Genomic DNA, 17,390 nt, shown 5'->3' with positions numbered 1-17,390 from the left:
CGCAACGCGCCGGGCGGTCCGGCGCGCTGCGCGCAAGCGCTAGCTCAACTGCCGTTGTAGACGGTCCGGTTGAGCATCTTGATCTGGCCGTCGGTTTCGGCCTGGTACAACTCGCGCTTCACTTCCTGGCGCGTGAGGCCGGCCGGCGAGCCGGCGGCGGTCTGGCCGCTGGTGTCCATGCCGACGCCGCTGTTGGCGGTGCCGTTGACATTGGCGTCGCCGTTGCCGACGGTCGCTGCCGGTTGAGCGGCGGTGGGGGCATCCTGCGCAAACACGGGCGCGGCGCAAGCAATGGTGGAAACAGCAACTGCAACATAAGCGATTCGGAACATATTCGACTCCTGGAGGAAGGACGTTAGGACTTCGGCTTATTTCTTGAAACACTGCCGAATTCGGGTCTCCACAACGCCAAACCAGTCTACGGCTGCGCTCGGGTCGTCATGCTGACGCCTGGATGGCAAATTGGTCAGATATAAAACCGTTGAATGAAAGGCCGAAAATAGCCGTGCAAGGCGGATGAAAGGGCCAACTCATATTGGGCCTGCCGCTGCGGACGGCTCGTTAGACGCCGCGCTGGAATAAATGCTGAATGGGTAAATCTTTAAATCGCTGCCGGTGGTCCCCTTATTTTTTAAAAACTGAGACGCACGGACAAGTTTTGTCCTTTGAAACGATCAGACTGGCAAAAAGAGAGAAACAGATGGCCATAAAACACAAAGGTCGATTTGCAACGGCTTGGTGTGATATTTCCGGGGACCCATAATGAATCACCATCAGCTTGAAAAAGATATTGAACATCTTGAGCACCTGCTGCCGCGAATCGCCACGGCGGACCGTCCGTTGCCGCTGAGTTACTGGCGGGATCGGGTGGACGGTTTGTCCGGCGTGGTCCAGGTGCCCTCGCAGGTCAGCCGGGTCAACCGGCTCAAGGAAGCGCTGCGGGCACTCGAAGCGTGCCAGCAGGCGTTGCCGCACGCGCAGAGGGAGAGAGGCGGTGCAACTGGCGTGCGTTGCACTTTGCAAGGCGGAACGGGGTAGGGGGCCGCGCAGCGTCACGCCTCGCGTGCGTCGATTCGACCGGCGCTGCGCCTAAACGGCATTGAGCTGAAACGCGAGCATCGCGTCAGCCGGCATCGGCTTGCCGAACAGATAGCCCTGCATCACGCGGCCGCCTAGCGAGGTTAATATTTCGCACTGCGATTCGGTTTCGACACCTTCCACCACGCATTCCAGGCCGAGGTTGCGGCACAGATCCATCACCGAGCGGATGATTTTTGCGGAAGCGACGTCTGTATCGACCTCGGCCACGAAGCTGCGATCGATCTTGATCGTATCGAAGGGCAGCCGGTGGACATAGCTCAGGCTCGAGTAGCCGGTGCCGAAATCGTCGAGCGACACATGGCAGCCCACCTGCTTGATCAGCGACAGCGAGGCGCGCGCCTGCCTGAAGTCGCGCGTCACGGCGGTTTCGGTGATTTCGAAATGCACCCGCTCGGCATCGGTCGGGCTTTCCTGCACGATATCCAGCAGCCGGCGCGCGCGCGGCACCGACGAGATGTCGAGTGCCGAAAGGTTGAACGACAGATACATGTGGGCCGGCCAATGGGAGGCTTCGGCCAGCGCCTTGCGCAGCAGCACCTCGGTGACCACGCGGATCAGATCGGTCCGCTCGGCGATGCGGATAAATTCTTCCGGTCTGACCTGGCCAAGCTTCGGACTGCGCCAGCGGCCCAGGGCTTCGAAGCCCACCACGCTGTGCGCGCCGACGTCGTAGATGGGCTGAAACTCCAGATAGAGCTCGGCGTCGAGGCTTGCGGCCTTGAGCTCCTGGGCGACCAGACTGGCGCGCCGCACGCGGTGCTCGTGCTCGGCGGAAAACACCACCGCGGTGCCGCGACGGCTCTCCTTGCCGACGTAGAGCGCCGCATCCGCGCGCTCGAAGATATCGGAGACGCTGACGCTCGGCGGCGGCAAGCCGGCCCAGCCGATCGTGCCCGACAACTCCGCCGTGTTGCCGCCTATCGTGTAAGGGCGGCTTAACCGCTCGCACAGTGTCTGACCGAGGCGGTCGAGTTCGTCTTCCGTGAGGCGCCGTTGAATGATGATGCCGAATTCGTCGCCGCCCAGCCGCGCAAAAAAGATCGCCGGGTCCGCCAGCTCCAGAAGCCGTGCACCGACTTCCTTGAGCACGAGGTCGCCGCTCGAGTGCCCGTAGATATCGTTCACCTGCTTGAAACCGTCGAGGTCGATCAGGCCCATGTGGAAGGTGGCCGTTTCGCCCGTGCCTTGCTCGGCCAGCGCATTCAGCGACGAAAAAAAACTGCGCCGGTTGGGCAGGCCCGTGAGGCTGTCGATATTCGCGAGGCGGAAGTTATCGTCGCTGAGTTTCTGCGTGACGGCCTGGCTGGCCAGCAGTTCGCGCTTCGAAGACTCCAGGCTGGAGAAGTTTCGGTAGTAGAGGTGAACGATCAGGGCGAGCGTAATGCCGACGAACAACATGTCGACCGCCATCGCGACAAACACCGGACGCCCCGCCGCGAACAGGACGATCGTGAACGAGCCGATCACGATGCTCAGCAGCAGGAACGCGGCGGCGCGCAGATGCATCAGGCAGAACACGCATCCCACCACCGTGGTCGCCATGTAGAACGCCACCTGAGCCTGTTCGTAGGCGGGGCCGTAGTGGAACAGCAGCGCGGCCCACGTCGTGAAAGTGACGCCCATCACGCCGGCGAGCCACAAGGTCTTGCGCAGTTCCGGCACCGCCTGCTCATGCGTGAGCGTCCGTTGCCGGAAGAACCACCATCGCACGCAGCGAATCAGGCAGAAGGCGCAGAGGGCAAGCGGGGTGTAGACGGCGAGCCAGGCGGGCGCGCAGCCGACGTGCGTGATCGCCACCGCCATGGTGTTGATCACCAGCATGAAATAGAGCAGCGGGATTTGCCGGCCGAAGGCCTGCATCTGCGAGCGCACTAGTTCCGGATCGGTGCCGTCGACCGTGAACGCCCCCCGTATTCGAGCTACCGAAACCATCAGTGCCCCTAACCTGGATTTAGATGTAACACCGTATATCGGCATTTCCTCCCAGGTTCTTCAGCGTTTCTTCGCTGTGCGACGCAAATAGGCGGGGTATTTTTTCAGGGGCGGGCACGCAAACGTTGTCGTGCTGGTGCGGGGAGTTTGCGGCGCGGGTTTGGCGGGTTTTGCCGGTCCAGGCTTTCAGAGGCTTACGCTAGCTCAGATGGCGTGGTTCGCTTGCGTTGACGCATCAGTGTGTCGCGATAGATGCCCGGCTGCTGCGCCAGTTCCGCCGGTGAGCCGTCCTGGGTGACGCGGCCGCGGTTGATCACGAGGATGCGGTCGAAGCTCTGCAGCGTGGACAGACGGTGGGCAATAGCGACTACCGTGCGGTTTTGCATGAGCCGTTCGAGGGCGGTTTGAATCGCTGCTTCGGAGGCCGAATCGAGCGAGGAGGTGGCTTCGTCGAGCAGGAGAATCGGCGAATCCCTGAGGATGGCGCGCGCAATGGCGATGCGCTGCCGTTGGCCGCCTGAAAGCCGCGTGCCGCGATCGCCGGCGATGGTGTTGAGCCCATCGGGCATGGCGGCAATGAAGTCGAGGCAGTTGGCGTCCTCGCAGGCACGCCGTACCTCCGGCTCGGAGGCTTTCGGCACGCCGTAGCGGATGTTCTCGAGCAGCGAGCGGTGAAACAGCGAGGCATCCTGCGGGACCACCGAAATCGCCGCCTGCAGGCTGTCGAGGCTTCCCTTTGCGATGTCCTGGTCCGAGATGGCGACACTGCCGCCCGCCGGTTCGTAGAAGTGCTGGATCAGGGCGAGGATGGTCGATTTACCCGCGCCCGATGGACCGATCAGCCCGACCCGCTCGCCGGCCCGGATCTGCAGATTCAGGCCGTTCAACACCGGCCGTCGCCCGGGGTAGGCGAAGGTCACGTCCCTGAACTCGATGGTGGCTTCCCGCACCTGCAGAGGCGGCGCGTCGTGGTGCTCCGGCATGTCGTGCGGCGTCAGCAGGATCGACGAGGCTTCGCCGAGGCGGGCCACGTGCTGCGTAAGATCGACGAAAGCCACCGCCAGATCGCGCGTACCGTGCAGGATCGCAAAGCCGAGCGAGCTGATCAGCACCACGTCGCCGGTGGTTGCGCGATCCATGCTCCAGAGCCATAAGGTCCAGCCGAGCATGGCGGCCGACAGCAGCGCGGTAGCCAGCGCATGCAGCAGGCGCAGTTTCTCCAGGTAAAGCAGGCTGCGGGTGCGCGCCTGAGTTTCCGTGGACAGATGCGCGTCGAAGCGGCGCCGCTCGGATCGCACGGCGCCGAACGCCCGCACCAGCCCCATGTTGCCGATGATGTCGACCAGTTCGCCGTCCACCGACGCCGCTCGCGCCGCGAACGCCTGGTGCCGCGAGGTGCCTTTCTTCGCCAGCACGAAGACCGCGAAGGCAAGCGTGGCGGAGATCGCCACCAGCGCAGCGCTCATCGGCACGCTGACGGTCGCGACCATCGCAATGGCGCCGACCACCGTCAGGCAGGGCGGCAGCGCGGTCCATGAGACGGTGTTTTCGAGCACGTATACGGCATTGGCCGTCGCCGAGATGCGGCTCGACAGGACACCCGGCGGCTTGTCCGCGAAGAACGCGGGTGGATGCGCGGTCAGATAGGCGAACATCTCGCGGCGGATGTCGCCGGTGACGGTCACGAAGACGCGCGCCGCGATCCAGCCGCCGACGCGCCAGAACAGGTTGTCCGCGAGAATCAGCCCGACGAGTATGACGAATGCCCGCATCACGACGGCCGGATGCGCGCGCCCGGACGGCAGGGCGTCAATGAGATTCTTGATGCCGTACTGCGAGGCCAGCGCGCAGCCGACTGCGGCGAGCACACTCGTCAGCACGATCAGATGCGACACTTTGCGCCGGGCAAGGTAACGCCAGAGGAGGCGCAGCGGCTTGCCGGCATAGCGCGACATTTCCCGCGAGCGCGCACGCCGGCGTGCATGGCGGATGTGACGCCGGCGGGTGGGTTCGGGAATGTCCATTGCCTCGTGCTTCGTCGCGGTTGCGGTTGCGGGCCTGACGGAGCGCCGCGCTTTTAGCGTGCGGGGCCGGCAAGCGGTGGCCTGGTGAGTGAATCGCCATGAGGGGCGTCAGCAACGCGCGTGCCCGAAGGGGCGATGGCGGTGAACGGGGGCGTTCGATTTACGCGGCTTGCGTCACTTGCCTCACAATCTGTTCCGCTTAAAGCATTTTGTTTTTGAGCCGATATGCTGTCGACACGGGGAAGAGTCCCTCTGGAAAGCCTATGCATACCCATTACGACAATCTCAAGGTCACACGCGGCGCGCCGGCGGAGGTGATTCGTGCCGCGTATAAGGCGTTGAGCCAGCGGTACCACCCCGACAAGAACCCCAGCCCCGACGCGCAGCGCATCATGCGCATCATCAACGAGGCCTATGCGGTGTTGGGCGATCCGGACCGCAGAACGGCCTACGACCGCGAACTCGCCGCGCGCGACGGGCAGGCGCCGAAGGTGGCGGGGCCGTCAGCCGGTCAGCCGCAGCAGGGCGCGGAGGTGCACACCGGCGGTGCGGGCGCGGACTCGCCGCCGTTCGCGGCGGGCCATCAGGGCCACCAAGGCTACCAGTTCAACCCAGGCTCCCAGGCCGCCTACGAAGCGGCGGCCGCCTTTTACACGCAGACAAATAAACGAGGCCTCTCGCGCAAGGCCATTGCTGCGTTGGTCCTCGTCGTGCTGTTGTGCGCTGCCTGGTTATGGCACATCAACCAGCGTCAACCGAGCGGCCGGCGCGAGGCTATCGCCGCGCAGAATGCCGGCCCATCGGTCACATGGACCAATCCGGTCACCCACGCGAGCGCCGACATCGACGGCATCTGGAAGCTCTCGGTGACGGGCGCCGACGACGGCCAACCGGTGTACACCTTCACCGAAGCAAACGGCAGCGCGGCGATCGTTTTCGCGCGAGAGGATCTGCCCGGCGTCGGCTTCAACAAATACATTCCCGCCTACCTGCGCAACAACGCCGCCACCATGCCGCTCGGCGCGCCCGGCATCCGCGAGACTACGGATGGTCACGAGAGCTGGTCCACCGACGGCCACCTCATTGCGGCTCCGTCCATGAGGACGCACGTGGAATTGCGTCATATCGGCACGTCGTTCTGGCGTCTCGTGATCGTGCAGGCCCAGCCCTACGAGGCCACGGACGACGCCACCCGCACCCTGAAAGCGCGGCTATGGGCAACGCTCGCGGGGCTTTAACGCACGCCTGGCACAGCGCACAGTGCACTGTGCCCCGTGCTGCGGGCACGGTAGACACTGCCGGCACGCGCCGCGCCGTTACCGCGCCGCTTTCATCGTATTCTGCAGCGTGAGCGGCGCCTGGTATCCCGTCAGTTCCAGATACCCGCGTCCGACGCCTTGCCCCGCGCGCTTCACTGTCACTGCGCCTTCCCAGTAGGCCGAGCCGGTGGAATCGCGGGTGTCCATTTCCTGATCGTCCAGCAGCGGCTCCAGTTGCCATGTGAGCGCGCCCGTCTTCACGGTTTCCGCCACCGGATAGACCGTGTCGGTGCGCGGCGAGCGCCACGTACGCTGCGGGATGAAATCCACCTGAGCCGGATCGAAGGTGGTGAGCTTGCCGTTCGCGTCGCGCAATGCCGCGTGCGCCCAAACCGCACCGCCATTGCGGCCACGAACCTTGAAGGCCATCAGCGCCGAGCCGTCCGGGAAATTGACGCCGAGCCAATCCCAACCCGCCGAATCGGGACTCAACAGCGTGCTCGACCATTCGTGGTCGAGCCACGCCACGCCGCTTACGGGTGTGCTGGCCCCCGCGGCGGCCACGCCGCCCGCACCGCTAGCCGAACGCGCCGGTCGCGTGACGCTGCCGCTCACGCGCAGTTGCGGCTCGCTGTAGTAGTAGCTCGCCTCGCCGGCAAGCGGACCTTTCTGCGAGTAACCCTGCTGACCTTGAAGCAGCGGCGCCTCGGTGGGCGTGAGCGAGAGGTTCAGCGCGAACTCGCCGGACTGGGCCAGCACGCTGTAGTGGCCGTCGGCGGCGCGCGCCATGTGCCAGCTATCGAGCTTGACGTCGGTGTTGTCCGGTTTCGCATAGGCGAGACCGAAACCCTGCCGCGCGACCTTCTGGTCATGCACCAGCTTGCCGAAAGCCGGATCGCTGAGCGCGGCATGCGCGATGATCAGTTGCGTCGGCGCGAAGGCGCTCGGGTCCGTTGCGTCATGCTCCGTCGCCGAGCGGAAGAATGTGATCTGAAAGCCCAGCGGCTTGCCGTCCGGCGTGTTGAGCCAGCCGGTGGCGTACCACCATTCGGTCCGGAACGTGGGGTGTGCGCCTGTATCCGTCGGGAAGGTCAGCGGGTGTCCCGGCGCGACCGCGGCAAATTGGGGAGGCGCCGCCATGGCGGCCGTGCCGAAGCCAATGACAGCGCATGAGACGGCGCATGCGCACAGCGCAGGACGTGTCCGCAATACGGTTCGGAGTGCGATATTGATCCGCTCATTGACGGCACGCATGAAGCCGCGACACGAAGCAATCAAGCTTGCCGTCCGCATCACCAATCCTCCTTCACGGCGCGCACTGCATCCACCGAGACGGCGCGGCGTCCTGCGACCACGGCCGTCGCGCACGACGCGACCAGCATGACGCCGGCCACCAGGCTCAACACGAGCCACGGCATATGCAGCGACATGCTCCAGTGAAACGACTGCGGATTGACCACGAACACGAGAATCAGGCTGATGGCAAAGCCGAGCACGAACCCCATGACGATACCCAGCGCCGTCAGCATGCCGCCTTCCTTGGCGAGGATGGCGAGTATCTGGACGCGTGTCACGCCCACGTGACGCAGCATGCCGAACTCACGCGAGCGGGCGAGCGTCTGCGCCGAGAACGTGGCCGCCACGCCGAACAGGCCGATCACGATGGCCACCGCCTCGAGCAGATAGGTGACCGCGAAGCTGCGGTCAAAGATGCCCAGTGAGCGGGCGCGAATCTCGCCGGGCTGGGAGAACTCCAACGCGCGGCCGAACGGCAGCGCGCGCAGGGCCGTCATCACCTGCTCGACGCTTGCGCCGGGTGCGACGGTGATGGCGACGTCGGTCGCGCCGGTGTCGTGGGTCAGTTGCCGATAGTCGGCGAGCCGCAACTCGATCGCCCCCGTCTGTCGCACATAGTCGCGCCAGACGCCGGCCACGACCAACATGCGGTTGCGTCCGCCGAGCGGCAATTCGACATGCTGTCCCAGCCGGTAGCCGTACAGGTCGACCATGGCCTCGGAGACCCAAGCCGGCGTCGCGCCGCGCAAGGCCGCTTCCGGCAATACCGGCCCGGACATTTGCAGGCTGGCGCCGGGATCGGCGGCGTCGATTTCGCGGGCCAGCACGACGACTGCGGGACGCGCGGGGTCCAGCGTCAGTTGCGACGTACGGGTGAACGCTGCCGTTTTGATGCCCGCTACGGCTGCCATTTTTGCCTGATCGTCGAGGCTCAGCACACCGGTGTCGCCGCCTGGCGCCACGCGGGCGTAAAGGTTGGCGGAGAGCAGATGTTCGAGCCATTCGTCGACGGAGACGCGGAAGCTCGCCACCATGATCGCCATGGCAACGATCAACGCGAAGCTCGACAGCACGCCGCTCATCGCCACCGAGGCCTGGCCCGGCGCATTGGCAAGGCGTGCCAGCGACAGCGCGCTGGTCGTCCCCGCGCCGCGTCCCGCACGCGAACGGCCAATCGCCGTGAACAGCATGGCTGTGCAACGGGGCATCAACGCAATGCCTCCCACCAGCAGTAGGGCGACGGCGATATAGCCGAGAATGGGCGCCTCGAAAACCGGCGGCATTTGCGTGAGCACGCCGGCGACGACGAGGCAAACCAGCGCGGGCCATGGCGTCGCGAGCTTCGCTAAAGCGCCTTCCTCACTACCTGCCTTCAGCGCGGCGGCGGGGCGGGCGCGAGCCGCCTCCAGCGCGGGCGCGAGACTGCCGAGTATCGAGACGCCGATGCCCAGGACGAGAAAGATCGCGCTCGGCAGCGGCTCGAAACCGACGCGCGGACGCACGCCAGGGAAATAACCGCCGCCAAGATCACTGCCGAAAAAATGCAGTGCCGCGCTGGCCAGCGCATAACCGAGCGCGAGACCCGCAACTGAACCCAGCACGCCGAGCAATGCACCTTCCATCAGGATCTGGCGCAGCAACTGGCCGCGCGTGAAACCGAGCACGCGCAGCATGGCAAGCTGCGAGCGGCGCCGCACGACGCTCAGTGCCTGGGTCGAAAACACCAGAAACGCGCCGGTAAACAGCGCCACCAAGGCGAGCACATTCATGTTGATGCGATACGCGCGGGACAGCCGGTCCGTCCGGCTGTCGACGTCGCGCGGTTCGGAGATCACCCATTGCCGGCCAAGCCGCGCCTGCAGATCGCGCCTGAAACTTTCCCGGTCGACACCGCGCGCCAGCTCCAGATCGACGCGCGAGAGTTTGCCGAGCCGCCCGAAGCGCCACTGCGCGGCGGCGATGTCCATCACCGCGATGCGTTGACCCGGCCGCGCCCTGACGATACCGCCGGCCACCCGGAACGGCACGCTCGCGGTCCCGCTTAGCAAGCCGATGTGCTGGCCGATCCCCGTGTTCAACCATTGCTGGGCCGCGGGCGATAGAAACACGGCGTCGTCGGCGAGCGTATCCATGGGGCTGTGCGAAGCCGGCACGCCGATGAGATCCGGCGCAATCTGGCTGGCTTTGAAGATGTCGATGCCGAGCACTTTCAGCGGCATATTCTTGCCCGGCACGGTGGCGTCCAGTTCGAGGACCGGACTCGCCAGCGCCACGCCGGGTTCATCGGCAAGCTTTGGATACCACGCTTCGTCGAAGGTTGGCTGCGCGCCGCGCACCTGCAGGTCCGCCTGACCCGAGAGACTGCGCGCGGCGGCCGAGAACTCGTTGAACGCCGCGCTGTTGATCAACTGCACCGCGTAACCGAGCGCGACGCCGAGCGCGATCGTCGCCACGGCCACAATGGCGCGGCCCCACTGGCTGCGCCATTCCGCTTCGAGCAGCCAGCGCGCGAGCCGCGTGCGACCTGTCGCGTGGGCGGACTGCGACGGCGCGACGTCACTCATGAGGCGAACGGACCCGCTGGACACTGCCATGGTCCGCGGCATGCAGACCGCCTTCGCTCAGGATCAGCACGCGATCCGCGACGGCCGCGGCCGCCTCGGAGTGCGTCACCATCATGGTCGCGGCGCCGTTTGACTTGGCCTCCGAGCGAAACAGCGCCAGCACTTCGTGGGCGGTATCCGGGTCGAGATTGCCGGTGGGCTCGTCCGCCAGAATCAGCCGGGGACGGTGCACCAGCGCGCGGGCAATCGCCACCCGCTGCAACTCGCCGCCGGACAACTGGCGTGGGAAGTCGTCGCCGCGTCCCGCGAGGCCGACCGCCGCGAGCATGTCCAGCGCGTGCGCCGCCGGCAGGTTGTTGAGCAGCAGCGGCAACGCGACGTTTTGCGCGAGCGTCAGATGCGGCAACACGTGAAACGCCTGGAACACGAAGCCGAGCTTCTGGCGGCGCAGGCGGGTGGCGGCATCGTCGTCGAGACCGGAGACCCGTGTGCCGTCGATCAGGACGTCGCCGCTATCGGGCGCGTCGAGTCCGGCAATCAGGTTGAGCAGGGTCGATTTGCCCACTCCCGAGTCGCCCATGATTGCGACGAACTCGCCCGGGTCGAGCATGAAATCGAGTTCCGCGAGGACCACGCGAGCCTGCCCGTAGGCTTTGCTCAGTTTTCGGCATTCGAGCGCCGGGGCAGGGCATTCATCGCCAACGCGCATGAGGGGTGATCGATCCAGGAGATGAGGGGTGTAAGCCGAACGGCAGCGTGACGGCGTCGGGCGAGCCGGACAGCGAAGGCCCAGAAAGCATCTTAACCGGCGCGTCGGATTTGTGTTTGCGGCACAGCACGCCGGGGGTGGGCATGGCACGTGCTACCCGGTGTCTATCCAGGACTCTCATCAACGGTAGGGATCATGATGCTGAAAATGAAAGCGAAGACACTCGTCTGCAGCGGCATTCTCCTGTTCGCCTGTGCATTGCCGGCCGCCCGCGCACAGCTTGCCGGCATTCAGCCGCTGGGCAGCACGGTCGAAGAAAACAACGACCTGCTGCACGGCTGGAGCGTGCGCAAGGCGCTGGTTAACGAACCGGTTTACAACGACAATAACGACAAGGTCGGCAGCATCTACGACCTGATCATTGCGCCGGATCGCAAGGCTACCTATGCGGTGCTTTCGGTAGGCGGCTTTCTGGGAATGGGCATTCACTACGTCGCGATTCCGGTCGACCACTTCGAAATCCGCAACGGCAATCTCTTTCTGGCTGGCGCCACCAAGGACGCTTTGAAACGGGTTCCGGAGTTCGAGTACAACAAGCTCGAAAAGGCGACCAAGCCCAGCAAGGTCAGCTCGCAATAGGCGGCCCGCGCACCTGCCGCTCAGTCGCGCGGAACCAGAGCCTGGCGCTTCGTCTCCAGTTGCGTGATCACCCGCTGCAGCATGCGCTCGGCGAGACCGGGCAGCGCGACGAACCGGCATCCCATGACGAAGCGTCGTTCGCCGCTCGCGTTGAGGGTTTGGCGCGGCGCGACGATTTCGAGGTCCAGTTTCAGTGTGCCGTAGTCGCCCAGTCGCACCGTCACACCCTGTAGGATGCTACCCGCTTCCAGCGATCCGAAGTGGGCGTTGGCGGTTCTTAATGCGACGCCGCCCAAGGACAGATCCTGCAGTTCGACCATGAACGCGTCGCCGTCGGCATAGCGTCCGCTGGCGGTGTATGGGGCGAGAACCGGTGTCTGGACGCGAAAATATTCGCGGCGCTGCACGCAATACAGGACGGCCGGGAACGGTGCTTCGAAGGCAAGCCGCCCGTCGAAGACAATCGGTTCGGCGCGCGCCGAGATGAACTCCGTTCGAATGCCGCCGGGCAGGCTGCGGAAGACGAGCCGGTTCGAGGCCGGCAGGGCCTGATTGTCTGCGGCGACGCTGCCTGCGTCGAAGATCAGACGCGCGTTGCGTGAATCGACGTCGAGCAGTTGGGTGACGATCTGCCGTCCGCCGAATTCCACCGTCACGAAGTCCTGACCCGACACCAGCTTGCGCAGACAGACCGCAATCTGCAGCGGATGGTGTTGCGCGAAGTCCGGGTGAATCTCGCTGGCTGCTTCGGCGAGGTCGGAATCAAGGAAGAGGTCGGCAATCATCGTAGTGTCCGTGGACGTGGTGGCCTTGGCCCGGCCGGTTATTCGATGAGCGCTGGCGGTATGACGTGTCGGCGCCCGGTCTCTGCAGGCTGTACTGCAGGGACCGTGCCAACTGTTCCGAGGATGCTGCGGGCGGCGCGGCGTCGGGCGCCGAGCCGCTTGGGGCGGGGGTTTGCGGGGAGATGGGGTGAAGCGGCGTCGCGGGTGTTAGCAGGCGCCGCTACGTAACGACGCGGGTCTTGTTACGGCGACGTGAGGTGCTACGGCAGGTGCTCAGGAAGTAATGCCGGAGCGACGGTCTGGGTAGAACCAGCGGTGAAGGAAAGCGAGCGGACGATGCATGCCGCCCGCCGCCTTCACGACTTCCGCGCCCATTGCGCGAGTCCCGCGCAGGCCACAAGCAAAGTCCCCGTGACGAAGAACACCGAGTGCAGACCAAGCGCCACGCCGATCTGCCCGCCAATCAACGGACCGACAACCTGCCCGCTGAATTGCGCGGATTGCAGATAGCCGAGCATCTGACCGGTCTTGCTTTCGTCGACCGAATGCCTGGCGAGCTTGGCGATAGACGGCAGCAGACCGGCGAGGGTCATGCCCATCAGCATGCGCAAGCCGGCCAGTTGCCACCACTGCGTGACGAAGGCCTGCGGGATCATCACGAGACCGGTCAGCACAAGACACCCGATGATGACGTTCCAGCCGCCGATACGGTCCGCCAACGCACCGAGCCGTGCCGCCGTCAACATGCTGCCCAGCGCGGAACAGGCCATCACCACGCCGGCGATGCGGGCCAGGTGAGCGGCGGGCACGCCCAGCGCGCCGATATAGACGGTGATGATCGGTTCGATCGACATGTTGGCGAGCAGAACCATCATCGCCGTCACCAGCAAGGCCGCCACGACCGCGTAGTTGGTCCGTTTGATCGCGACGGCGGCCTCGCTGGTCGCACGGGTCGCCTGGGCGCGCTGTTTTGCCTGATCGGCGGGATTGAAGTCCTCCTTGACGACGAAGATCGTGAGCAAGGCAGCGACGGCGATGATGGCGCCGCCCGCGAAAAAGGTGCCGCGAATTCCGATCCATTCAGGCAGCAGGCCGCCGATCAACGGTCCAACCAGGTTGCCCGCGAGCGCCCCGGTCGAGAGTATTCCCAGCGCCCAGCCGGCTCGCTCGCGTGGCGCCTGCGAGCCGACCATCACGGTGGAGGCCGACGAGTAGCCGCCCACCAGTCCAGCGATCAGACGCAGGGCCACCAGTTCGTGAACCGTATGCACGACGCCGATCAGCGACATGACGATGGCCATGCCGATCGCCGCGCGCACCAGCATGGGCTTGCGGCCGTAGCGGTCGGCGAGACGGCCCCAAAGCGGCGCCGTCACCGCGGTACCGAGGAAGGTCGCGCCAAACGCGATTCCCGACCACTGGATCACCGCGGACTGCGAGTCGACGCCCAACTGGCGCACGTAAAGCGGCAGGAACGGCAACAGCATGCTCAGGCTGACGAGCGTGGTGAACGAGCCGAACACGCAGACCGCGAGATTGCGTTTCCAGTGACGCTCATTGCGCTCGGCGTAACTGAGCGAGGCGGTTGATGTGGGGGAGGTGGGAGAGGTTGGGCATGCCGTCCGCCGGCCCGGGCCCAACATGCAATCAGCAGATTGATTCATTTCGTCCTCAGCGCGGCAAACAGATTGACCACCGGATTGAATGGAGCCAGTCTAGATTGAACCGATTGAGGAGAGAATCCGCTCGTACCGGAAGACATTCTTCCGGCGCGCGATTCAATGGGTGCGGCTAGCGGGTCGCAACAGGCGCTTGCAGTTGCTTGAAATAGCGGCGCAGCCGTGGGGTCGCGAAGTCGACGAAGGCCCGCACTTTCGGCACGGACAGCCGCCCTTGAGGCGTGAGGAGATGGACGGGCAGGGGGGCATGCTCGCTATCGCGCAGGACGATCTCGAGCGTGCCTTGCTTGACCTCCTGCGCTACGTGATAAGAGAACATGCGCGTGACGCCATGGCCCGCGACCGCCGAGGCAACGGCTGCCCGAATCGTGTTGACGATGAAACGCGGCGTGAATTGCACGACGAGCGGAATCGTGGCGTTGCCCACCGGCGGAAAGCTCCAGGAGTCCAGGCCGAAGTGCGTCATCGAGATGATCTGATGCTGGGCGAGGTCGCCCGGTTCGTCGATACGGGGATGCGTGGCGAGGTAGCGCGGCGAGGCTGCGACAACCCGCCGGACCTCGCCGACAGGAATCGCGATCAGCGTCGAGTCCGGCAGATGCGCGATGCGCAGCGCGACGTCGATGCCTTCGTCGATCAGGCTCGCCGGACGGTCGAGCAACTGCAGACGGACGGAGACGTCCGGATAACGGTCGATGAAATCGTCGAGGATGGCGCGCAGCACGTCCTCGCCGGCGGCGACCGGTGCCGTGACCGTGAGCAGACCGCGCGGCGCCGAGCGTTCGTCGGCCACCAGCAGATCGGCTTCCTCGAGCTCGGTGAGGATCCGCCGGCACGCGGACGCATAGCGCTCGCCGGCTTCGCTCAACTTGATGGTCCGGGTGGTCCGGTGCAGCAGCGCGGCACCGGTGTGCTCTTCGAGGAAGGCGATCGCCCGGCTCACCGCCGCAGGCGAGCGGCCTAGCCGGCGCGCCGCACCGGCCAGGCTGCCTTCGTTCAGCGTGGCGACGAACACCTTCATCGCATCGATTCGGTCCATGTGGCGTCAGAGAGTGTGCGGCCGGAGCCGATGCCGAAGTCTACCGTCCGCGTCATGTTTTGTATCTGGGGAGGGTCGGATGGGTCGAGACACCGCGCAGGCGAGCCACCACCGCCATTGTGCTGGAATCGAAAACAGTGAATTCGCCGTGGCCGCGTTGATGTCCAGCACGCAATCCCTAGAATGGGTGCAGCAGGATTGATGCGCGTTCAGCGCAACTTCGAACAGGAAAGATCATGAACCACAATTCATCGAACTCGCGAAACACCGGCCGCAATGGCGCTGAGAAGGATACGCGCCTTGACATTCAGCCCGTCGGGCAAGTCACGCCCGCGCTGCACCAGACGCAAAAGCCTGCGCGCAACTGGGCCTGGTTGCATAACACGGAAACGTATGACTGGATGGACTCGCACAGTCCATTTTCCACGCGCGATTCGTTTCACTGACACGTGACGTCGCCACGTGAGAGTGTCTTCGTGACAATCCGTACGGAATGCGAAATATAGACGCGCCTGCACATACAACGCGTACGACGCGCACGACAGACATATCCACGACACAATTGGGTTCGACCCAAATATCAACAAGGCGATTTCCTGCACGAAGCGCGTGCCGGAAATCGCCTTTCATTTGGCCTCTTCCAGAATTTGGTGTTGAATAGCGAAAGCGGTGAGCGCCGCCCTCGCAGGCAACACAGTGCGTGTGCCTGCCGCTTTGCGTATGTCAGTCGCGATACTTCACATCCTCGCCCACATCCAAGGAGCTGGAAATGTCACTTGAACAGGTTCTCTACACCGCCCATGCAACTGCCACCGGAGGCCGCGACGGCCGCGCGGTGGTGCCGGACTCGGGACTTGATCTTAAGCTGACCACCCCGAAGGAACTCGGCGGTGGCGGAGGGCAGGCCGCCAACCCGGAACAGCTCTTCGCCGCCGGCTACAGCGCCTGCTTCATCGGCGCCATGAAGTTCGTCGGCGCGCGCGACAAGATCGCCGTGCCGGCGGATGCTTCGGTGGCGGGAAGCGTGGGCATCGGCCCGATCCCCAATGGCTTCGGCATCCAGGTCGAGCTGAAGATATCGCTTCCCGGCGTGCCGCGCGAAACCGCCCAGGCGCTGATCGAGAAGGCCCACATCGTGTGTCCGTATTCGAATGCGACGAGGAATAACATCGATGTGACGCTCACGCTGGTATAAGCGCGCATGGCTGGGCTGGCCGTCTGTGGGATGGGCGGCCAGTCGCATCCTTCCTTGCGTCAACTCTGAAACAGCGGCGCGACGCTCCGTACCGCCTGAGCGTTGCACTCAAAGGCCCGTTGGCCGGCGCATGATCGATCCCGCGCTCACGCCTGCTTCAACGCTCGCTGCCTGCGAAAATCTTCAACCGGCAACCCGCCCCAGCCCCAGTTCCCAGTCTCCACTTCCTCTATCACCACAAACGTGGCTTCAAGCGGCTTGTTCAGCACGTCTAGCAGCAACTGGCTTACACCTTTGATCAACTGGGCCTTTTCATCCGCCGTGACGGAATCGGCTCCCGGCTTCGTCCCCTCGCGGGTCACCTGAATCGTAACGATAGGCATCGTGCTCTCCTTGAGCAGGGTTGACGAACGGGGCGCCGCCCGGCAGCGCCCCATCGCGCAAGCGACTTAATGGCCGGCGCTCTGGCCGCCGTCGACGTGGAGGATTTCGCCCGTCACGAACGGCGCGGAATCCAGATACAGGATGGCGTTCACGACATCGCTCATCTCGCCCATATGACCCATGGGATGAAGCGCACCGAGTGCCTCATGCGTTTCCACGGCGTGCATCGGCGACTTGATGATGCCCGGCGCGACCGCGTTGGCACGGATGCCGCGTTTTGCGTATTCGATCGCGAGCGAGCGGGTCGCCGCGTTCAGGCCGCCCTTGGTCAGCGAAGCGAGTACCGAAGGCACGCCTTCGATCGCCGAGTCCGCGAGGGTGGTGCTGATGCTGACGACGTGACCACTCGAGTTCTTCTCCATCTCCGCAATGGCGAGTTGCGTGATGTAGAAGAAGCCGTTCAGGTTCACCGCGATGATCGAGGCGTAATCCTCAGCCGTGTACGAGGTGAACGGTTTGGCGATGAAAATCCCGGCGTTGTTGACCAGGGTATCGATCCGGCCAAAACGCGCCACGCCTTCGCTGATGACGCGGCGAGCGGTGTCCGGATCGCCGATGTCGCCGGCCACCGTGAGAATGTTGGGATCTTCCGACGGCTTGATGCTGCGCGCGGTGGCAACCACGCGATAACCGCGTTCGCGGAACGCCTTCACGATTTCAGCGCCAATGCCTTGTGACGCACCTGTAACGACAACGACCTTGTTTGACGTGTTCATGCTAGACC

Annotated in this window: 15 protein-coding genes and 1 pseudogene; 5 read left to right on the top strand and 11 right to left on the bottom strand. The window is 64.6% G+C overall.

Translation table 11 applies throughout. The features are described from left to right. Positions 1-44: 44 nt before the first annotated feature. The gene (locus BUS12_RS39305; protein ID WP_074295522.1) at positions 45-332 is read right to left on the bottom strand and encodes a hypothetical protein; all 288 of its coding nucleotides are present in this window, start codon (positions 330-332) and stop codon (positions 45-47) included. Between the two features lie 430 nt (positions 333-762). Between BUS12_RS39305 and BUS12_RS09885 the strand changes: the two are divergent. Continuing rightward, positions 763-966: pseudogene (locus BUS12_RS09885) on the top strand (hypothetical protein); the annotation flags it as partial. Between the two features lie 123 nt (positions 967-1,089). Here BUS12_RS09885 and BUS12_RS09880 read toward each other — a convergent pair. Both BUS12_RS09880 and BUS12_RS09875 read right to left on the bottom strand, forming a co-directional pair. After that, positions 1,090-3,033, bottom strand: coding sequence for a putative bifunctional diguanylate cyclase/phosphodiesterase (locus BUS12_RS09880; protein WP_074295520.1), 1,944 nt, complete (start codon positions 3,031-3,033; stop codon positions 1,090-1,092). Positions 3,034-3,227: 194 nt separating this feature from the next. Continuing rightward, positions 3,228-5,057, bottom strand: a complete 1,830-nt coding sequence (locus BUS12_RS09875; protein ID WP_074295519.1) for an ABC transporter ATP-binding protein — start codon at positions 5,055-5,057, stop codon at positions 3,228-3,230. 263 nt (positions 5,058-5,320) lie between these two features. Between BUS12_RS09875 and BUS12_RS09870 the strand changes: the two genes are divergently transcribed. Next, positions 5,321-6,295 (top strand): J domain-containing protein, encoded by a 975-nt coding sequence (locus BUS12_RS09870; protein WP_074295518.1) that lies wholly within the window; start codon positions 5,321-5,323, stop codon positions 6,293-6,295. A 78-nt stretch (positions 6,296-6,373) separates the two neighbouring features. On the opposite strand, the gene BUS12_RS09865 is transcribed toward BUS12_RS09870, so the two are convergent. From BUS12_RS09865 to BUS12_RS09855, 3 genes are all read right to left on the bottom strand, one after another. After that, on the bottom strand, positions 6,374-7,456 hold the full coding sequence (locus tag BUS12_RS09865; protein WP_143788297.1) for a lipocalin-like domain-containing protein: 1,083 nt from the start codon (positions 7,454-7,456) through the stop codon (positions 6,374-6,376). A gap of 152 nt (positions 7,457-7,608) precedes the next feature. Continuing rightward, positions 7,609-10,176, bottom strand: coding sequence for an FtsX-like permease family protein (locus BUS12_RS09860; RefSeq protein ID WP_074295516.1), 2,568 nt, complete (start codon positions 10,174-10,176; stop codon positions 7,609-7,611). After that, the gene (locus tag BUS12_RS09855) at positions 10,169-10,885 is read right to left on the bottom strand and encodes an ABC transporter ATP-binding protein (RefSeq protein ID WP_074295515.1); all 717 of its coding nucleotides are present in this window, start codon (positions 10,883-10,885) and stop codon (positions 10,169-10,171) included. Before BUS12_RS09855 ends, BUS12_RS09860 begins: the two co-directional genes overlap by 8 nt. 207 nt (positions 10,886-11,092) lie before the next feature. Here BUS12_RS09855 and BUS12_RS09850 point away from each other — a divergent pair, with 207 nt between their 5' ends. Further along, the gene (locus BUS12_RS09850; RefSeq protein WP_074297324.1) at positions 11,093-11,524 is read left to right on the top strand and encodes a PRC-barrel domain-containing protein; all 432 of its coding nucleotides are present in this window, start codon (positions 11,093-11,095) and stop codon (positions 11,522-11,524) included. Between the two features lie 20 nt (positions 11,525-11,544). On the opposite strand, the gene BUS12_RS09845 is transcribed toward BUS12_RS09850, so the two are convergent. The 3 genes from BUS12_RS09845 to BUS12_RS09835 form a co-directional block, all read right to left on the bottom strand. Further along, on the bottom strand, positions 11,545-12,309 hold the full coding sequence (locus BUS12_RS09845; RefSeq protein ID WP_074295514.1) for a flagellar brake protein: 765 nt from the start codon (positions 12,307-12,309) through the stop codon (positions 11,545-11,547). Between the two features lie 356 nt (positions 12,310-12,665). Then, a complete protein-coding gene (locus BUS12_RS09840) occupies positions 12,666-13,973 on the bottom strand; it encodes an MFS transporter (RefSeq protein WP_429306759.1) in 1,308 nt (435 codons plus the stop codon). A 127-nt stretch (positions 13,974-14,100) separates the two neighbouring features. Further along, complete coding sequence (locus tag BUS12_RS09835) at positions 14,101-15,027, bottom strand: LysR family transcriptional regulator (protein WP_074295512.1); 927 nt, start codon at positions 15,025-15,027, stop codon at positions 14,101-14,103. 236 nt (positions 15,028-15,263) lie between these two features. Between BUS12_RS09835 and BUS12_RS09830 the strand changes: the two genes are divergently transcribed. Beyond that, entirely contained in the window at positions 15,264-15,473 is a 210-nt protein-coding gene (locus BUS12_RS09830; protein ID WP_074295511.1) for a hypothetical protein, read from the top strand. Between the two features lie 323 nt (positions 15,474-15,796). Then, positions 15,797-16,222, top strand: a complete 426-nt coding sequence (locus tag BUS12_RS09825; RefSeq protein ID WP_074295510.1) for an organic hydroperoxide resistance protein — start codon at positions 15,797-15,799, stop codon at positions 16,220-16,222. A gap of 146 nt (positions 16,223-16,368) precedes the next feature. On the opposite strand, the gene BUS12_RS09820 is transcribed toward BUS12_RS09825, so the two are convergent. Beyond that, on the bottom strand, positions 16,369-16,605 hold the full coding sequence (locus tag BUS12_RS09820) for a tautomerase family protein (protein ID WP_074295509.1): 237 nt from the start codon (positions 16,603-16,605) through the stop codon (positions 16,369-16,371). A 66-nt stretch (positions 16,606-16,671) separates the two neighbouring features. Beyond that, positions 16,672-17,382, bottom strand: a complete 711-nt coding sequence (locus tag BUS12_RS09815; protein ID WP_074295508.1) for an SDR family NAD(P)-dependent oxidoreductase — start codon at positions 17,380-17,382, stop codon at positions 16,672-16,674. Positions 17,383-17,390 lie beyond the last annotated feature (8 nt).

It is taken from the genome of Paraburkholderia phenazinium (assembly GCF_900142845.1).
GTDB lineage: Bacteria > Pseudomonadota > Gammaproteobacteria > Burkholderiales > Burkholderiaceae > Paraburkholderia > Paraburkholderia phenazinium_A.
This window is presented reverse-complemented; position numbering and strand designations above follow the sequence as displayed.

Bases quoted from the DNA above. Each gene is read 5' to 3' on its own strand.
- BUS12_RS39305 (WP_074295522.1), bottom strand. From the start codon at position 332: ATGTTCCGAATCGCTTATGTTGCAGTTGCTGTTTCCACCATTGCTTGC.
- BUS12_RS09880 (WP_074295520.1), bottom strand. From the start codon at position 3,033: ATGGTTTCGGTAGCTCGAATACGGGGGGCGTTCACGGTCGACGGCACC.
- BUS12_RS09875 (WP_074295519.1), bottom strand. From the start codon at position 5,057: ATGGACATTCCCGAACCCACCCGCCGGCGTCACATCCGCCATGCACGC.
- BUS12_RS09870 (WP_074295518.1), top strand. From the start codon at position 5,321: ATGCATACCCATTACGACAATCTCAAGGTCACACGCGGCGCGCCGGCG.
- BUS12_RS09865 (WP_143788297.1), bottom strand. From the start codon at position 7,456: ATGGCGGCGCCTCCCCAATTTGCCGCGGTCGCGCCGGGACACCCGCTG.
- BUS12_RS09860 (WP_074295516.1), bottom strand. From the start codon at position 10,176: ATGAGTGACGTCGCGCCGTCGCAGTCCGCCCACGCGACAGGTCGCACG.
- BUS12_RS09855 (WP_074295515.1), bottom strand. From the start codon at position 10,885: ATGCGCGTTGGCGATGAATGCCCTGCCCCGGCGCTCGAATGCCGAAAA.
- BUS12_RS09850 (WP_074297324.1), top strand. From the start codon at position 11,093: ATGAAAGCGAAGACACTCGTCTGCAGCGGCATTCTCCTGTTCGCCTGT.
- BUS12_RS09845 (WP_074295514.1), bottom strand. From the start codon at position 12,309: ATGATTGCCGACCTCTTCCTTGATTCCGACCTCGCCGAAGCAGCCAGC.
- BUS12_RS09840 (WP_429306759.1), bottom strand. From the start codon at position 13,973: ATGAATCAATCTGCTGATTGCATGTTGGGCCCGGGCCGGCGGACGGCA.
- BUS12_RS09835 (WP_074295512.1), bottom strand. From the start codon at position 15,027: ATGGACCGAATCGATGCGATGAAGGTGTTCGTCGCCACGCTGAACGAA.
- BUS12_RS09830 (WP_074295511.1), top strand. From the start codon at position 15,264: ATGAACCACAATTCATCGAACTCGCGAAACACCGGCCGCAATGGCGCT.
- BUS12_RS09825 (WP_074295510.1), top strand. From the start codon at position 15,797: ATGTCACTTGAACAGGTTCTCTACACCGCCCATGCAACTGCCACCGGA.
- BUS12_RS09820 (WP_074295509.1), bottom strand. From the start codon at position 16,605: ATGCCTATCGTTACGATTCAGGTGACCCGCGAGGGGACGAAGCCGGGA.
- BUS12_RS09815 (WP_074295508.1), bottom strand. From the start codon at position 17,382: ATGAACACGTCAAACAAGGTCGTTGTCGTTACAGGTGCGTCACAAGGC.